We start from the raw sequence: 16,525 nt of genomic DNA, 5'->3' as shown, positions 1-16,525 counted from the left end.
GTCTGCTCCTTGCCGTCACGCGCCGCCGTTGAAGGCGAGCTCATGTTCCAGCGCCGGCTGGCGGGTGAAGATTGCGGCAATGAGTTCGTCAGCGATATCGCGTAGCGCCTTTTCGGTGGTGTCGATTTGCGCCGCCTTTTCCGCTCGTGTAGCAGGGGCGAAAACGCGCTTGACGACCGTGGGCGAGCCGCGCAGGCCGCATCTGGTGAGGTCATCAATGCCGGCGTCGGCCGCGCTCCATTTCAAGACCTGGCTGCGCGCGGCGCACAGGGCGTCCACGAGCGAACCCCGGCGGATCTCGTTGGTGCCTTCCAGCATGGTGATGAGGCAAGGTAGCCTGCTCTTCAGCATCTGCGTGCCGCCTTCAGAGCGGCGCTCGACCTTGATCTCGCGCTGATCAAGATCAAGGGAGGCGATCTTCGCGACATAGGTAAGTTGCAGGAGATCGAGGCGCTTGGCGATGCCGGGCCCGACCTGGGCGGTATCGCCATCGATCGTCTGCTTGCCAGTGAAGACGATGTCTGGCGTGCCGAACGTCTCGCCAACCTTCGCGATTGCCTGGGAGAGCGCGTAGGACGTCGCCAGCGTGTCGGAGCCTGCAAAATAGCGGTCGGTCAAGAGTACCGCGCGGTCGGCGCCGTAGCCGAGCGCCTTGCGCAGCGCGTCCTCTGCCATGGGCGGGCCCATGGTGAGCACAGTGACCTCGCCATCATAAGCGTCGCGCAGTCGCAGTGCCTCTTCGAGCGCGAACAGGTCGTAAGGGTTAATGATGGTTGGGACACCCTGGCGCATAATCGTGTTCGTCACCGGATGGACCCGTATCTGTGCCGAGTCCGGCACCTGCTTGATGCAGATCACGATGTGCATTGGCGGTCTCTCTGGGCTTCTGTCCCGATGCGGGCCTGGCAGTTCACCTCCTTGAAAGCATCATCCGTGCCAACTGCTTTGCGCGCTCCCAACCCTGGAAATTCGGATGGCCTGTCGAGGGGCGCATTCGTGATTTGTCGGCTTCTCGACATTGTCGCGTCGCAAACATGTCGTGTTCATTCTTCTTCGAACCGCTTCAGCACGGCGTCGAACGGGACGAAGGTTCGGCCCGGCGTGGCAGGTTTGTTCGGGTCGTGGTCTTTGAGCACCTTGAAGACCCGGTGTGAGAGCGGCGAGGAAATCGCGAAGTCTTCGTAGGCACGTTCGAGTGTGGCGCGCACCCGCGCGGCGATCACCTGATCGCACAAGCCGGACAGATCTTGTTCGGCAAGATATTGGCCCACGCGCTTCATGATATGGAGGCGAGAGACATCCAGCACCTTCGGGTCATAGGAGACGCCAAGGATGGCGAAGAATTCCTCCGCAGCCGACAGGCCTCTCAGTCGCGCGAGGATGTCGGTGACATCGATGGGAGAGCTGTCAGCGGAACAATTCATTGCATTTCCCCTGGTCGGAAAACTGTGGTGTCGGTGCGTTCGCCGCACGGCTGGCCTGGACCCGCGAGATCGGCGAAGCATGGCTCGCTGCACATCGTATCGTAGAGCTCGACCAGTTGAGTTGCACTGACGGTCGATTTGATCTCGGCCGCCTTGCGGCGGACGCGGGCCACCATCGCGGCTGCCAGATCCGGGTCGAGATCACGACCGCTTTCGCTCAGCACATGGGCAATCGCGGTGGCGCCGGAATGCTTGCCGATGACGATACGACGGCAGCGGCCGACGAGAGCCGGATCGAGCCCTTGATAGGTACGCGAGTCCTTCAGCAGCCCTGCGACATGAATGCCGGATTCGTGAGAGAAAACATCGGCGCCGACGACTGGCTTAGTGGCTGCGGTCTGCCGGCCGGCGGCCCAGGCCACCTGGGCGGCGAGGTCGGGCAATGCGGTCAGCTCAATGCCGGTATCCGCGCCGTCGAGGACGGCCATCGCGGCAGCCACTTCTTCCAGCGCGGCATTGCCCGCACGCTCGCCGAGCCCGAGGATGGTGACGGAGGCGTGGCGTGCGCCTGCGCGGATCGCGGCCAGCGTGTTGGCGGCAGCGAGACCGAGATCGTTGTGCGCATGAAACTCGAGGTCGATTGGAGAGCGCGCCACCAGCTGGGCGACAAGTTCGAAGGTCGAAAAGGGGTCGAGAACGCCGACCGTGTCGGCCAGTCTGACACGGCTTGCGCCGGCGTGCGCAGCCGCCTCGATGACGCGGGCCAGATGATCCCGATCGGCCCGCGAGGCATCCTCGCATCCCACCGCGACGAAGAAGCCGGCAGCGGCGGCACGCTTAACCATATGATCGATGATCTGCAGCGCTCTTGCTTGGTCGAGGCCGAGCCTGGCGGCAAGTTGGATGTCCGATGCCGGCAGCGACAGATTGACGGCACCGATGCCGCTCTCGACCGCTGCGTCGAGATCCTGCGACGTCATCCGGCACCAGGCCGTGAGCCGAACCGGGAGACGCCGCGCGACCGCGGCGCGAATTGTGTCGATCTCGTCGGCGCCCATGACCGGCGTTCCGATCTCGATCTCTGGGACGCCCGCAGCTGCAAGAGCCTCGGCGAGCTCCAGCTTTTCCGCCTTCGTAAAGGCGACGCCGGGCGCCTGCTCGCCGTCGCGCAAGGTGGTATCGTTGAGAAAGACATGACGGTTCATGAATGGCAGCCTGTTCTGCTGCGGCTCAGGCATGAATCGGATTGAACGTCTTCAGCACTTCGCCTGCCGGGCGCGCTACCGGGAGCGCTACGCAGTTTCGCCAAGATTGCCGGCATGACCTCGAGCACCCGGTCGACGTCCGCTTCACCGTTGTCGCGTGCGAAGGAGAAGCGGACCGCCTGGTGTGGCGTTTTCATTGCACTCAGCACATGGCTCGGTTCCAGCGAGCCGGAGCTGCAGGCGGATCCGGAGGAACAGGCGATGCCCACGCGGCTGAGAAGAAGCGGGATTCCATCACCTTCGACATGTTCGAAGGAGATGTTTGCGGTGTTTGGCAGCCGCTCCAGCGGGTCGCCAGTGACACAGGTATCTGGGATGCGCTGGAGAATCCCGCCTTCCAGGCGGTCGCGGAGCGACTTGACCCGTGTGGTCATGTCGTCCATGAATTTCATGGCGAGTTCGGTCGCCTTGCCGAGCCCGACTATGCCGGGCGTGTTCTCGGTGCCAGCACGCCGGCCGTGCTCTTGGTGACCACCCTTGATCAGCGAGCGGAAGGGCACACCACGTTTTACGTAAAGTGCGCCGATCCCTTTCGGGCCGTGCAGCTTGTGGCCGGAGAACGACAGCATGTCGATTGCGGTCGACTTGATATCCATCGGGAGCTTGCCGACCGCCTGCACGGCATCGGTATGGAAAAGGGCGCCGACTTCCTTGGCCAACTCAGCAAGCTTGGCCACGGGGAAGATCACACCAGTCTCGTTGTTCGCCCACATTATCGAGACGATCGCCACGTGGGGGGTGAGGGCGGCTATATAGGCGTCGAGGTCGAGCCGGCCAAGGCGATCCACCGGGATCCTGTGCACCTTGACGCGGCGGGTCTTCTCAAGATGCGCGCACAGCTTCAGCACGGCGGGATGCTCGACCGCGGAAGTCACGATCTCGGTTGAGTTGGGCATCGCCTCGAGCGCCGAAAGAATCGCGGTATTGTCGCTTTCTGTCCCACCCGAGGTGAAGGTGATCTCATCGTCGAACGCCGCGCCGATCAGCGCCTGCAACTGCCGCCGCGCCTTTTTCACCGCCGCGCCGACTGAGGCGCCAAAAGCGTGCGCCGACGAAGGGTTGCCGAATTGATCCGTAAAAAACGGCAGCATCGCTTGCACGACCTCAGGATCGACCCGGGTCGTTGCGTTGTTATCGAGATAAATAGGCCTCATAGGTGCGATCCTCAGTTGACCCGCAATGACGCCAAGCGCGAGGCCGGTCGCCTCATTGAGCCTCTGGCGCATGCCGTTGATGGTGATGGGCCCAAACTGGCAACCGGCTCAGGCGCCCCACAGTTTGACGTAGACCTGGTTGCCGTCGACATGGCCAAGTTCGTAGGCCGCCGCCGTCCACCCGCGGGCAAGGAGCCGCCCACGACAGCGATTTCGATAAGCCGAATTTGCTCCAGGGGCGCGGTTTGGTGGCCAGCAGTTCGCGTCCCGCCACGAACTGAATCGTTCCGGGCGCCGACGTTCTCTGCATTCTGCCGGAAGCGATTGGCGGTCCCGAAATCAGCTTCGACATGTCTTGTCCTTGATGACGGGGACATCTCTTGCACTGGCCATATAAGCCTCGTCTGCCGCCGAGTGTCCGTCTGCGGCTATCGCTTCATGGACCCCCACAAGCACGTGCTCGATGGCTTCGCAGCATGAGCGCCTGCCGCGGGCAGCCTTGGTGTGATGAGTGACCTGATCGATTGTGGCGAGGCCATTGATACGGACGGCCCGCCCTATCATCCCTACGTCGATAGTTTTGCCTTTGCCGATGATGGGCTGGGTAAGCGCCGACGAGGAGGCGATCGCGGCGCCGCAGGCGATGGCGCCGACCTCACTGTCGGCATTGACTGTTTCCAGGCCGGCATTCTTCGGGCTGAAGAAGTGTTCCTGGACCCTATTGCGATAGTCCAACGTCAACGTGGCGCTACTCCTTCTCATTGGCGATCAACCGAAGGACTTGCCGCAGCCGCACGTCTCCCGCGCGTTGGGGTTGTCGAAGACAAAGCCGGAAGTTTCGAGACCGGTGATGAAGTCGACGGTCATGCCGGCGACATGGGGTTGGGAGCCTGCGTCCACGAACACCTTGACCCCATCTGTCTCGGTGATCGCGTCGCCCTCGCGCGGGACGCTCTCCAGGCCCATCAGGTACTTGAAGCCGGCGCAGCCGCCGGTCTGGACCATGATGCGAAAGCCTTCCGCCGGCTCGCTGGCGCTGGAAAGAGCGGTCTTGACGGCGGCAACAGCGTTGTCCGTGAGCGTTATCATGGCTCGATTTCTCCTCGGTCCGTGACGTGTTTGCGGCTCACGTTGCATGGACCGTGCCAAAGGCAAAAACCGTTTCAACTCAGACGTAATCTCTCTAAAACTGCTATCCTCTTGTGCGCCATTGCTGGGAAGATGTCCGGCAACCGACACGTAACTGTCCGGTTTGTCGAGCCCGCCACAAGGGTGTTCGGTCTGAGTTCCTGCTGAACTCTCGCGTAAACCATTGACTGGTGTGCAGAAGAACCCTTCTGAACTTGCTTCGGCGACATTGGCACGACTTTTGAGGCGTCCAATTGGCGGAGACGACAAGAACTGGAGACCGATCATCAGTCGCGCGTGCCCGCGATCGATGGAACGAAGGAGGAAACCAACGTGTCAGGTCTGGGTCAGATCCGCTCTCCGCTCGCGGGATCCGCGGCACACCACTCAGGCGCAACGCCCGGTTTCGAGCCGGTCCTGACGGCGATGCGCACGCTGTCCAGGAACACACTGTCATGGGCGAGCACGAGAGCCGCATCGAGCATCACGGCGCGCGCTCGGCTGATCGCCTGGCAGCGCAGCTGATCCTCAACAAGTAGGTGGAAGCAGAGGTAATACATGGACCAGCGCGAGAAACCGTCACCGGACGAAATCCGGCGGGCGCGAGAAGACAATCCGAAAATACGCGAGCACGATCTCGCCACCAAATTGGGCATTTCGGAAGCCGAATTGGTCGCGGCGCATTGCGGTTCCAGCGCGGTGCGCATCGAGCCGCGCGTCAATGATCTGCTGACCGGCCTCGAAACGGTCGGCGAGGTGATGGCGCTGACCCGCAACGAAAGTGTCGTGCACGAAAAGGTAGGCGTCTACGACAAGGTGGTCACCGGCAACCAGCATGCCATGGTACTCGGCGACGACATCGACCTGCGCATCTTTCCGAAAGTGTGGGCCTATGGCTTTGCCGTCGAGAAGCGCGATGGCGACGACATCTGCCGCAGCCTGCAATTCTTTGATGCCACAGGCCAAGCGGTGCACAAGGTGCATCTCAGGCCCGCCTCAAACCTCTATGCTTATCAGAAGCTGGTGGCCAAGCTGGAATCCTCGAGCCAGGCGCCGATCGTCTCAGTCAAGGCGACCGGTGCCGACGATGACGCAGAGGTTCGCGACCAATCCGCCACGATCGAGGATTTACGCGACCACTGGAGCCAGCTGACCGACGTGCATCAGTTCTACGACATGTTGAAGACACTGAAGCTCCGCCGCTGCCAGGCAATGCGTATGGTCGGCGAGGATTACGCTTGGCTGCTCGATAAGGATGCCGTCGGCACCATGTTTCAACACGCGGTCGAAGACGAGCTTCCGATCATGTGCTTTGTGGGCAATCGTGGCTGCATCCAGATCCATTCCGGCCCGATCAAGTCGGTCAAACCGATCGGGCCGTGGATCAATGTGCTCGACGAGACCTTCCGCCTGCATCTCGGCACCCACCACATCCGTGAGGTCTGGGCCGTGCGCAAGCCGACCAGGGACGGTCACGTCACGTCGCTCGAAGCCTATGGCGCCGATGGCAAAATGATCATCCAGTTCTTCGGGACGCGTAAGGAAGGCGAATGCGAGCGCGGCGACTGGCGGGGCCTGGCCGAGACACTGCCGCGCATTCCCAGTCCGACCGCTTAAGACCCCAATGCATGTTGTCTTCCGTTCTATGGAGAAAGGCTTGGGTCGCCAGTCAAACCTCATCAGTCTTTCGGCAACTTGTTCCCGGCAAGATCGTATGACGGCGCATTGAGGCCGTCAGTATACGACCGACAGCCATAGCCGGGCTTGCCGTGGAGTTCGCCAGCGGCTATTGCCGCCATTCGCTCTCAGCACGCATTCCCAGCGTGCGTGCGGCGTTTCTGGTGTTGCGCCGCAACGCGCTCTATCAGGTCAACGGGTGCTGTGACTGCAAGGCTTACACGGCCGCTGGGTCGGGGCAAGTCTCCTGTCAAGCGACGTTTTGAGACCGCGCCGTTGTGTCGTATTGGGTTGGAGCGCCTACGCCTTGCACGGGACCGGCCTCAAGGCGTGCCTTTATGTTGCTCAAATAGCCCTCTGCATAGGATTGCGCCACCGAAATCGGCATATTGACGCCAGCCGTGAACGCCTCTTCCAGGGCCTTCTTCACGAGCCCATTGCGAATAGCGAGTTTCACCTCGGGGCCGGCGACAAAGCTTAGCGCCTGCCCCCCGAGACTGATGCCGGCTTCTGCCAGCGCCAGCTTCATATTGCCTCCACTAATGGCCGTATGCAGAAGATTTGCGGCTTGCGACTCCGTCTCAAGCCCCATTGACACGACATCTGCCAACTCACCCAAGACTGGAACGAAGCTCAGCAGCCCCACCGCTGTCGCACCCCAGTCAAGCACTTCCGAGCCCACCTTGAGCACACTATCGGCTGCGTGCATGAAGGCCCCGCCGTTCTTCTTGGCAGACTTGATATTGGGCTGGTCCGCCACGCCCATCATCATGTCCGCGACGGCATCCTGCTCCGCAGCGGTTTTGGGAACATGGGTCTTCGCGTTCTGAACGGTGCTGTTGGCTGCCGACATGTTGTTGTAGAAATGCCTGAAGTCGTTGTTGCTTATATTCCCGGAATCGACCGTATGTCCGCCGCCGAAGTCGAAGAACCCATGGTGGGTCTTGTAGCCCGTGATCGAATTGTTTAGCAAACTGAACAATAGCGGATCTGAAAGCAGCTGCGAAGCTGCTTTCCGTACACTCGCGTTCAGGCTCTTGTCGTCGGCCATGCTGGCAAGCTTTTCGCGAGTCAAGTCGCCGCTGCCAAAGAAGGCACTCTGATTCTTGTTAACTGTGTCAAGCGCATCCAACTCGGGTTTCGTGAGGCTCATCGCAGCTGAAGCGACTTGTAGGAAGTCCTCTTTGTGAACCTTATCTATCGCGCCGCCGTACAACTGCCTCCACGCATCCGGGTGATTGACGAAGTACTGCGCCGCCGCGATGACCTGGGGCGGACATTTGCCGGTTTTGGCGTCGCCCTCGACGATCTGCTTGAAATCCGCCAGGCTCAGGTTCTTGGGCAGATAGTCGGAATATCGGTAAAGCTCGCGCATGGCGTCGCTCGCGGTCATGACCTGCGGCTGCCCATTTCCAGTGCCGTCGGATGGGATGTAGTTTTGCTCATAGCTTTGTGCCTGCCGGCCCTGGAATTCGCCAACTTGTGAGTGATGCTCCGAGAAGCCCGACAAATCCTTCGCCGCGATCTTACCGCCGCAGCGACCATCGCCCTGGGAGCCGATCGCATAAAAGAGCTCTGGGTCCTGCTGCAGTCCTTCGATCGCTGCCTTCAAATCAGGCGGCGTAGTGGGATCGTTGGCTTTATCCGCCAGCGACTGCCAACTGAGCGGGCATTGGTCCTTGTGACGGTTCAGCACTGCTACGATCTGCAACTCGGTCTCGGTCAGCGTGCCGCCGTTCCACGTGATCCTCGAGCTTGGCACTGGCGAGGTCGGCACGGGCGCTGGCGCTGGCGCTGCGATTGCGGAGGGCTGCGAGGCCTCATCCAGTGCTTTGATTGACTCCCTCATCTGCGGTGACAGCAGATCCAAAGGGTGCTTCTGCAATTGTTCCATCACCGTGTTCAGATCCGGCGGCACCAGATCTCGCTGCGCGAGGGGGGCATTTTTGTCTTCCTGCAAGCAAGTCGACAACATCGCCTCAAAGGTCGAAGTTGCGCTTTGTTGGGTCTGGTCGGGCGTTGGCGCAGAAGGTCCCCGGAACGACAAGCCCTGCGCGGACTGAGGCAGATTCGAGTTAGCGTATAGCGAAAGATTGCTGAGCGACATTGCGTATCCCCAGATGCAGGATTGAAAACCGCCACATGTGCATCATGTGGGGCCACTGTTCACGGCGAACGGTGACAAGTCCCAGCGCCGGTCGGCCACCTAAATGCCACCAGCCACGGTCTTGACTGCTCCGCTCGTCACTTGCACGACGGTTGTTCCCACTACAGCCAAAGGCGGCAGTGCCGTCTGGAGACTCATGTTAGGCGGGTTAGCTTTCGACAAGCTGACGACTTTCAAAAGGAGTCACAATCAGCATCGCCGGCGATATTGCCCCCGGAGGCCGTGGTGTATTCTGTGATGCCATCGCCTCGCCCATCCGCTATCGACAGCGCGTCAGCGAGAGGCGGTCGAACAACCAGGCAATGCTGGAGACCTCCTCTCTCTCAGGAGTGTCGATCGGCCCGGAATGGGGACCTTGGGTCCGCTTGATTGATGCCGACCGGACACTGCTGCAAAACCCGGAGCGGAAGGTCGCCAAACCAATCAGCGAGCGAATGTCGTTTTGTGCACAAGCCGATCTCTTGCGCAAACAAGATAGAAAGAACGTCAATCCATGCTGAGGGCGCGGGCGCCGCACACCCACTTGTGTTCCTGGGCAGAGGCGGGGCGCAGCGCCCGTATTCTCAATGTTATTTCTGGGCTGGCTCAGGCTCGCGCACGATGTCGTCCTGACGCGGCAGGGAAGAATAGGGGCCTTCCTGCCGTCCATCGCGAATGACCGTGGCGGAGGAGCCGCGAAACAACAGCAGTACCGATTCCTGCGGCGGCTTCTCGACGGCGGCGGCCTGTGGCTGCGCCTGCGCCTGCGCCACAAGAGCGTTGAACGTCTGCTCCACAAGCGCGACGAAGCGTGGTGGACCGGAAACCATGACGAGAGCATTTCCCGGCGCCGGTCTCACGACATAGCGTTCATCGGAGATGTTGAGCGCATCTAGAGCTGCCTTGAGCGCATCGAAGCGGATCGGGGTCAGCACAAGCAGGCGAGTTTGCGCTTCATTTGCAGATGATACGTAAAGTTCGACCCCATCGAAGTACCATTGGAGATTGTAGAGATCGGTCAAGCGGTCGAGGAACGCGCGCGGTGGCAAATCCGGCATGCGTCCGCGAATCCGCCCCTTCACCTCGCCGCTGATGCTGATTTTGATTTTGAGGTTGTTGCCGAATTCCTGCAACGCGGCAGCGAGTTCCTGATCCAGAACCGCATACCTGTAGGGTGTCGAGGGCAGTGACAGAGTAGCACTGTGCGCCAAATGGTTTCCGGTGGAGACAACAAAAACGACACAGAGGACTTTCTTAAAAATGTGCAGGATCATGGATTCACAAGCATTCCCGGCATCTCGTCCCGAAGAACATAAGGTTGAAATTCGCATTCTAACTTAGGCGCCGAACGTGGCGATTAAAAGACGCTGCCCATGGTCAATTCGTCAGCTTGTCGTCAGTTCGACTCTCTATGCTGTTGATCCGATAACGGGTGATGGGCGGGTTAGACTCATCACATCTCAAAGAGAACAAATGAGTCCTTGCATGATGTTGGGCGTCACATCGATCTCCACCAATCTAACCGACGGTCTGTCCAAGGTCGGGTCGGCGGCAGCGCTCGGCGACCAGGCGCAGTTTCAGCGCAGTCTTGTGCAGGCGGCGAGCTCGGTCAAAAACGATGCCTCCTCCGCGACGGCTAGGGTGGCGCCAGTTCGTCCGGCCTTGGAGGTTCAGCGGGCTGTAACGCAGGCGAACCCGCTGGGCGATCGCGTGCTTCAAACGCTTTCTTCGATGCATCAGCATAATGCAGTCGCGCCTCCCGTGCTCGGCAGCCAGGTGACCCTTGTGACGGGCGCCCTGCCTGGGCCGGCGGCGCAGCTCCCTCTGCAGGCCCGAGCAGCAGGAGTACAGACGCCAAGTGCTCCGCAAGGGGGGAAGGATTTCGAAGCGATGGTTGCTGGCCTGCGCGATGTCTACAATGACGTCACTCAGGTTTCCCTTGTCTGCAAGGGTATCGGCTCCGCCAGCTCATCTGTGAATAAACTGGTATCAGCGGGTTGAATGTCGCCCATGGTTGGCGCAACGCATGGCGAGATCACCCATAGCCGGCCGCCTGGTCGGCTATGGCCTTGTTGTGCTGTGCTGCCGCTTCTGTTTGCTCTAAGTGGCTGCAAGGCCGATCTCTACACGAAATTGCAGGAGCGCGAGGCGAACGACATGCTCGCGCTCCTGCTTAACAGTGGCGTCGATGCGGTCCGTGTCGCCGTAAAGGATGGGACCAGCACGATTCAGGTCGAAGAAAAGCAGCTTGCCTTCTCGATCAACCTGCTGAATGCCAAGGGGCTGCCGCACCAGTCTTTCAAGAACCTCGGCGAAATATTTAAAGGATCGGGTCTGATCGCGTCGCCGACCGAAGAGCGCGCGCGTTATGTCTATGCGCTGAACGAAGAGTTGTCGCGTACGATCAGCGACATCGACGGCGTCATCTCGGTGCGCGTCCATGTCGTTCTGCCGCATAACGACCTTTTACGAGAGGGCGCCACGCCATCCTCGGCGTCGGCGTTTATCCGACATGACGCTAAGGCAAACCTCTCAATTCTGCTACCGCAAATCAAGATGCTCATTGCCAACAGCATCGAGGGCCTATCCTACGATAAGGTGGAGGTGGTTTTCGTGCCAGTGGAACGGCCCGCATTTGAGCAACGGGCTGAGCCAGCGGCTGTTTTGACCCAGGCATCTAAATCGATTCCGGCGCCTTTGCTGGCGATTGCTGTGGGTTTCGCCGCGGCCGTGATCGGCGTTCTAAGCTATGTCTTGGGCCGCGCTCGTATGCGCCAGCGCAGGCAATCGCGCGAACCCACCAAGCTTGAAGGGCGCGCGGGTGTGCCTGCGATCGAGTCTGTTGCTAAAAAGATGGTCGGCGATGCGTGATCGATCGCCCGAATCGGCTTCCGTGGGCTTGAGCCAGCTTGCTGCTGCGATTCATCCGACTCGACTTGCCGCACGTCTTGACCCGGCGTTGTCGGCCGCGACCTTGGTGCGGTTGCAGAAGAGTCGGAGGCTTCAAGTGAGATTGGCAGGACTGTTGCTCGACGATGAAATGAATTTGAATGAAGGCCGCTGGGGTCAGGACCTTCTGCGTGGACATGATCCGCGTCGAGCGGCCCTGCTTGCCGGAAGCCTCTGGCATGCCCGCTCGCTGCTGAAGCTGATTTCAAAGCCTGATCTCACCGTTCTGATCCAATCTATCGGCGCTGAAGCGCACGCGTTTGGCATCCGACATCTGGCGCATGCCATCGCAACCGGACCGATTGACGATCCAGAGCAACTCGCCCAACAGATTGAACACGATGGGCATGCCTGTCTTGGCGCCTGGCTCGATGAAAATTCAGCCCTTGACCGGAACCGCGTGCTGCTGCGCCTGCCTGTTGGGACCGCCGCCGATGAGCCCGCGATTGAGCACCGCAATGCTGCAGGCCAGTTGTTTTCTTTAGTGGTAGCCTATTTGGTTGCGGAGACCCCGACGATATGACGTTCGATGATCCAGCAGCGCCGGTTGCTCCGCAGATGCGCCCAGTCGGGCCACTGATACCGGCAAGTGAGCTCGAAATCTGGGACAATGCCGCGGAGGCGCGTTCGGCGGCCGAACGGTATCTGCAGCGGGTTCGCGGCTGGGCGCGCGCGGCTTATCGGCGCGAACGGGCGCGCGGTCATACCGAGGGATTCAACGACGGCGCCGAGGAGATGGCCCAACTGATTGGGCGGACAGTCTCTGAAGTGGCACGGCGAAAGACCGTTCTGGAGCAAGAATTGCCACAGCTCGTGATGGAGATCGTAGGCGATCTTCTGGGTGCCTTTGATCCAGGCGATCTGCTGGTGAAGACCGTTCGTCGTGCGATCGAGCGGGAATATGGTGGCGCCGAAGTTTGTCTTCATGTGTCTCCCACGCAAGTCGATGCGCTCGCGCGCGAGTTCGCTGAATGCGATGGAAGGGAAGGGCGGCCGAAGGTCCGGATTGACCCCGATCCGGCGCTGTCGCCGCAGCAATGCGTGCTGTGGAGCGAATATGGCAATGTCGATCTCGGGCTGACTGCGCAGCTACGCGCGCTGCGCCTCGGGTTTGGGTTGCGTTCTGAAGAAAACGAACTGTGACCATGCGGATGCCCGAGCACAGCAATCCCGCTGCAGAGAGAACTCTGGATACAGAGCTGTCTGGTCTGAGGTCTAAAGCCAAGCATATCGACACGCGTGTCGTACGCGGACGGATCACGCGGGCCATCGGAACGCTCCTCTATGCCGTCTTGCCAGACGCCCGTATCGGCGAACTCTGTCTGTTGCAGGATCCGCGGACCGGGTGGTCGTTGGAAGCCGAGGTGGTCGGTCTGTTTCAGAATGGCGTTTTGCTCACGCCGGTCGGTGACTTGGTCGGCCTGTCCAGCCGTGCAGAAGTGGTGGCTACGGGACGAATGCATGAAGTGCCAGTCGGGGCCAATTTGCTCGGCCGCGTGATCGACAGCTTCGGACGTCCGCTCGATGGCAAAGGCGCTGTCAAAACCGCTGAAACCCGTCCGCTGCGCGGCAGAGCCCCCAACCCAATGACAAGGCGCATAATCGAGCGGCCCTTCCCACTCGGCGTCCGTGCCCTGGACGGTCTACTGACATGTGGCGAAGGCCAGCGGATCGGAATCTATGGAGAGGCGGGCTGCGGCAAGTCAACCTTACTGTCACAGATCGTAAAAGGCGCGGCAGCCGACGTTACCATCGTCGCGCTCATAGGCGAGCGTGGGCGCGAGGTTCGTGAATTCATTGAGCGGCATCTTGGGGAGGCAGCCCTTCGTCGTACGATCGTTGTCGTCGAAACCTCCGACCGCTCGGCAATAGAGCGGGCGCAATGTGCGCATATGGCAACCACACTCGCCGAGTATTTTCGCGAACAAGGGCGACGCGTCGTTCTGATGATGGATTCATTGACGCGCCTTTGCCGCGCCATGCGCGAAATCGGCCTTGCTGCGGGTGAGCCGCCGACCCGGCGGGGCTTTCCTCCTTCCGTCTTTGCCACGCTGCCAGGCCTGTTGGAGCGTGCCGGCATGGGGGAGCGTGGCTCAATCACAGCCTTCTATACCGTGCTTGTCGAGGGTGACGGTGTGGGAGATCCAATCGCCGAGGAGTCGCGCGGCATTCTCGATGGCCATGTCGTCCTTTCACGCACGATCGCGGCGCGAGAGCATTTCCCCGCTATCGATGTGCTGCAGAGCCGCAGCCGTGTAATGGATGCAGTCGTATCTGTTGCACATCGTAGGTCGGCGTCCTTCTTCCGTGACCTCCTCTCGCGCAGTGCCGAGTCCGAGTTTTTGGTCAAGGTCGGTGAATACAAGCATGGCAGCGATCCGCTGACTGACCGGGCTATCGCCTCGATCGATGATCTGCAGGAGTTTTTGCGCCAGGGCGAAGTCGAGACGTCCAGTTTTGAGGAAACCGTCGAATGGATGTCACGTCTGACCGCGTGAATCGTGTTCACGCTTCGAGGCTAAGGCTTCTGAAGGATATGCGAGAGCGCAGTGCCCTTAGCAACCTGTCCAATATGGAAGCCAAGCGCCAGATCGCGGCCTTGGCTACACAGCAAGCTTCCAAGGAGCTTGCGATCGCAGAGGACCGCCGTGCAGCGGCCGAAGTGCAGCTTTATCAACAGCTAATATCGCTCGATACCTTGTCCGTCGCAGCACTCGATCGTGGCAAGCTCCTGATTGAGCGGCTTGAGACCGAGATCACCCTGAGACGTCAGAGGCTTGATGACGCGCACGTCGCTCAAGAAGAGGCCGAGACGGCGGCGTCTGAGACAAGGGCCCACTGGGTCAAATGTTCGGCGGCCAGGCACAAATGGGAACAGATCGAGGGCGACGTTCGGCGCGCGGTCGACACCCATTCGGAGTCCGCAGCCGAGATAGAGGCCGATGACGAAAGCATGCCTCGGTATGGGAGGGTTTCGCGTCCCCAAATGTCGGGCGACCCGATATGATGACGGCTCATCCTCTTACCGCGGCGCGGTCGTGCCGTTTTGTAGAGCCGCCCCCGGTAACTCCTGTGGGCAGACACGCTACGCTCAAACCATCGCTAACTCTGTCCCGCGCCGTCGTCTCGTGGATCAACGAAATCGCGACCCCCCGCATGGCCTTTCAAAGCCGGCTTGGCGATATGCCGCTATCTGTGCGGATGGAACGGATTGTCTGGCAGCAGGAACCTTCTACGGCTCCAATGTTTGACTGCATTTGGCGCGTCGGAGACGAAACGATCGTCTTGTCGTTGTGCCGTCGACTTGCAGAGGCGCTCATCTCAACAGTGCAGAATGGTCTTGCATTACCTTGCGAACCAACTGGTTCGCTTGTTCTCGAACTTGCACTCGAGCCGCTTATCGCTCGACTGGAGAGTCAGACACAGCGGAACGTGCAATTCCTTCGTACAGGCGACCCCATGACGCCAGCTCCTTATCTGGAATTCGACATCGTCTGCGGTCCAGTCAACGGCAAAGTTCGTCTGTTCCTGTTCTCGCCTCTCGACGGTCGTGTCCCATCTGCATTCTGCGCGTTGGGCGAATTGCTTGGCCAGTTGCAGCGACAGCCGTGCAACCTGCTTTCAGAGCTCCCCATCACAGTTGCAGCAGAGATCGGCTCGCTCAGCGCTTCGGCCGCGCTTCTTCGCAACGCACGTGCCGGTGATGCGCTGTTGCCGGATGTATTACCGTTTGGGCGCGGCCAGATCATCCTATCTGCGGGCCGGTTATGGGCCGCGGCAGATATTGCCGGGGACCGCCTAATTCTGCGGCGCCCTTTTCGCCCGCGACCATGCCGCTTGGAGAATGCACATATGACGACACAACCCGAATCACAGCAAGCGCCGACGGAAGCCGATCTCGACGATGTCGAGATCACATTGGTCTTTGAATGCGGCCGCTGGTCGATGCCGCTAAGAGAATTGAGAAGTGCCGGCGAAGGGCATGTGTTCGAACTTGGTAGGCCGATCGACGGCCCGGTCGATATTCTTGCCAACGGCCAGCGTATCGGCTGCGGCGACATCGTGCGCATCGGCGACGGGCTGGGCATCAGACTCCGTGGCAGACTGGCATGCAATGACTGACGTTCAACCAGGAATCCTGGCATTACTTGCGGTTACAGCCGGACTCGGTCTGCTGGTGTTGGCGGTCGTCACGACCACGGCGTTTGTAAAGATATCGGTCGTCCTCTTCCTCGTCCGCAACGCGCTCGGGACCCAGACAATACCACCAAACATCGTGCTATACGCCGCTGCATTGATTCTCACCGTTTTCGTTAGCGCGCCTGTTATTGAGCAAACCTATGCTCGCGTCACGGATCCGAAACTGCATTATCAAACGTTCGATGACTGGGTGACCGCCGCTAAAGAGGGGCGGGAACCCTTGCGTGATTATCTCAAGAGGTTCACCAATGAAGAACAACGCCGGTTTTTCCTATCCTCGACCCAACAAGTCTGGCCACAGGATATGCGCGCCAGCGCTGCACCTGATGACCTCGTCATTCTGATACCATCTTTTCTAATCTCAGAACTCAAGCGTGCCTTCGAAATTGGCTTTCTTCTCTATCTTCCCTTTATCACCATCGATCTTATCGTAACGACAATTCTGATGGCCATGGGCATGTCAATGGTGTCCCCGGCGGTGATATCTGTGCCTTTCAAACTGTTTCTATTTGTCACTATCGACGGTTGGTCGCAACTAACGCACGGGCTTGTGTTGAGTTACACAACACCGGGAGGTTGAGT

The 16,525-nt window shown here is 60.1% G+C and carries 18 protein-coding genes; 9 read left to right on the top strand and 9 right to left on the bottom strand.

All coding sequences use genetic code 11. From position 1 onward, the window contains the following. Positions 1–15: 15 nt before the first annotated feature. The 7 genes from ABID19_RS29340 to ABID19_RS29310 all read right to left on the bottom strand — a co-directional run bounded on the left by ABID19_RS29340 (position 16) and on the right by ABID19_RS29310 (position 5,531). Positions 16–867, bottom strand: a complete 852-nt coding sequence (locus tag ABID19_RS29340) for an electron transfer flavoprotein subunit beta/FixA family protein (RefSeq protein ID WP_263790860.1) — start codon at positions 865–867, stop codon at positions 16–18. A 176-nt stretch (positions 868–1,043) separates the two neighbouring features. After that, complete coding sequence (gene nifW, locus ABID19_RS29335; protein WP_263806557.1) at positions 1,044–1,424, bottom strand: nitrogenase stabilizing/protective protein NifW; 381 nt, start codon at positions 1,422–1,424, stop codon at positions 1,044–1,046. Then, on the bottom strand, positions 1,421–2,629 hold the full coding sequence (gene nifV / locus ABID19_RS29330; protein WP_263806556.1) for a homocitrate synthase: 1,209 nt from the start codon (positions 2,627–2,629) through the stop codon (positions 1,421–1,423). Before nifV ends, nifW begins: the two co-directional genes overlap by 4 nt. After that, complete coding sequence (nifS, locus tag ABID19_RS29325; protein ID WP_263806613.1) at positions 2,626–3,843, bottom strand: cysteine desulfurase NifS; 1,218 nt, start codon at positions 3,841–3,843, stop codon at positions 2,626–2,628. Before nifS ends, nifV begins: the two co-directional genes overlap by 4 nt. Before the next feature lie 339 nt (positions 3,844–4,182). After that, positions 4,183–4,584 carry a hypothetical protein gene (locus ABID19_RS29320; protein ID WP_263806555.1) on the bottom strand — a complete coding sequence of 134 codons (402 nt, stop codon included), beginning with the start codon at positions 4,582–4,584 and terminating at the stop codon, positions 4,183–4,185. Positions 4,585–4,611: 27 nt separating this feature from the next. After that, the gene (locus ABID19_RS29315) at positions 4,612–4,932 is read right to left on the bottom strand and encodes an iron-sulfur cluster assembly accessory protein (protein WP_263806554.1); all 321 of its coding nucleotides are present in this window, start codon (positions 4,930–4,932) and stop codon (positions 4,612–4,614) included. A gap of 386 nt (positions 4,933–5,318) precedes the next feature. Next, positions 5,319–5,531 carry a hypothetical protein gene (locus tag ABID19_RS29310; protein WP_263806553.1) on the bottom strand — a complete coding sequence of 71 codons (213 nt, stop codon included), beginning with the start codon at positions 5,529–5,531 and terminating at the stop codon, positions 5,319–5,321. Between ABID19_RS29310 and ABID19_RS29305 the strand changes: the two genes are divergently transcribed. Further along, positions 5,530–6,588 carry a hemin-degrading factor gene (locus ABID19_RS29305; protein WP_006205101.1) on the top strand — a complete coding sequence of 353 codons (1,059 nt, stop codon included), beginning with the start codon at positions 5,530–5,532 and terminating at the stop codon, positions 6,586–6,588. The two genes, ABID19_RS29310 and ABID19_RS29305, sit on opposite strands and share 2 nt — an antisense overlap. Before the next feature lie 310 nt (positions 6,589–6,898). On the opposite strand, the gene ABID19_RS29300 is transcribed toward ABID19_RS29305, so the two are convergent. Together ABID19_RS29300 and ABID19_RS29295 are read right to left on the bottom strand one after the other, a co-directional pair. Next, a complete protein-coding gene (locus ABID19_RS29300; RefSeq protein WP_318528296.1) occupies positions 6,899–8,755 on the bottom strand; it encodes an HrpF/NolX family T3SS translocon protein in 1,857 nt (618 codons plus the stop codon). A 629-nt stretch (positions 8,756–9,384) separates the two neighbouring features. Further along, positions 9,385–10,068 carry a secretin N-terminal domain-containing protein gene (locus tag ABID19_RS29295; protein WP_263806552.1) on the bottom strand — a complete coding sequence of 228 codons (684 nt, stop codon included), beginning with the start codon at positions 10,066–10,068 and terminating at the stop codon, positions 9,385–9,387. Positions 10,069–10,279: 211 nt separating this feature from the next. Here ABID19_RS29295 and ABID19_RS29290 point away from each other — a divergent pair, with 211 nt between their 5' ends. From ABID19_RS29290 to sctR, 8 genes are read left to right on the top strand one after another with little or no spacing between them, the layout of a single operon-like run. Continuing rightward, positions 10,280–10,795 (top strand): nodulation protein NolB, encoded by a 516-nt coding sequence (locus ABID19_RS29290; RefSeq protein ID WP_263806551.1) that lies wholly within the window; start codon positions 10,280–10,282, stop codon positions 10,793–10,795. A gap of 9 nt (positions 10,796–10,804) precedes the next feature. Then, on the top strand, positions 10,805–11,665 hold the full coding sequence (gene sctJ, locus ABID19_RS29285) for a type III secretion system inner membrane ring lipoprotein SctJ (RefSeq protein ID WP_263790871.1): 861 nt from the start codon (positions 10,805–10,807) through the stop codon (positions 11,663–11,665). After that, complete coding sequence (locus tag ABID19_RS29280; protein WP_263806550.1) at positions 11,658–12,266, top strand: nodulation protein NolU; 609 nt, start codon at positions 11,658–11,660, stop codon at positions 12,264–12,266. The genes sctJ and ABID19_RS29280 overlap by 8 nt, the downstream gene beginning before the upstream one ends. Further along, on the top strand, positions 12,263–12,886 hold the full coding sequence (gene sctL, locus ABID19_RS29275) for a type III secretion system stator protein SctL (protein WP_263806549.1): 624 nt from the start codon (positions 12,263–12,265) through the stop codon (positions 12,884–12,886). The genes ABID19_RS29280 and sctL overlap by 4 nt, the downstream gene beginning before the upstream one ends. Before the next feature lie 8 nt (positions 12,887–12,894). Beyond that, positions 12,895–14,241 (top strand): type III secretion system ATPase SctN, encoded by a 1,347-nt coding sequence (gene sctN / locus ABID19_RS29270; RefSeq protein WP_193364574.1) that lies wholly within the window; start codon positions 12,895–12,897, stop codon positions 14,239–14,241. Next, on the top strand, positions 14,217–14,750 hold the full coding sequence (locus ABID19_RS29265; protein WP_263806548.1) for a hypothetical protein: 534 nt from the start codon (positions 14,217–14,219) through the stop codon (positions 14,748–14,750). Before sctN ends, ABID19_RS29265 begins: the two co-directional genes overlap by 25 nt. Continuing rightward, the gene (gene sctQ, locus ABID19_RS29260) at positions 14,750–15,865 is read left to right on the top strand and encodes a type III secretion system cytoplasmic ring protein SctQ (RefSeq protein WP_412177298.1); all 1,116 of its coding nucleotides are present in this window, start codon (positions 14,750–14,752) and stop codon (positions 15,863–15,865) included. Before ABID19_RS29265 ends, sctQ begins: the two co-directional genes overlap by 1 nt. Further along, on the top strand, positions 15,858–16,523 hold the full coding sequence (sctR, locus tag ABID19_RS29255; RefSeq protein WP_006205111.1) for a type III secretion system export apparatus subunit SctR: 666 nt from the start codon (positions 15,858–15,860) through the stop codon (positions 16,521–16,523). The genes sctQ and sctR overlap by 8 nt, the downstream gene beginning before the upstream one ends. Positions 16,524–16,525 lie beyond the last annotated feature (2 nt).

Source organism: Mesorhizobium robiniae (assembly GCF_040545535.1).
Lineage (GTDB): Bacteria > Pseudomonadota > Alphaproteobacteria > Rhizobiales > Rhizobiaceae > Mesorhizobium > Mesorhizobium robiniae.
This window is presented reverse-complemented; position numbering and strand designations above follow the sequence as displayed.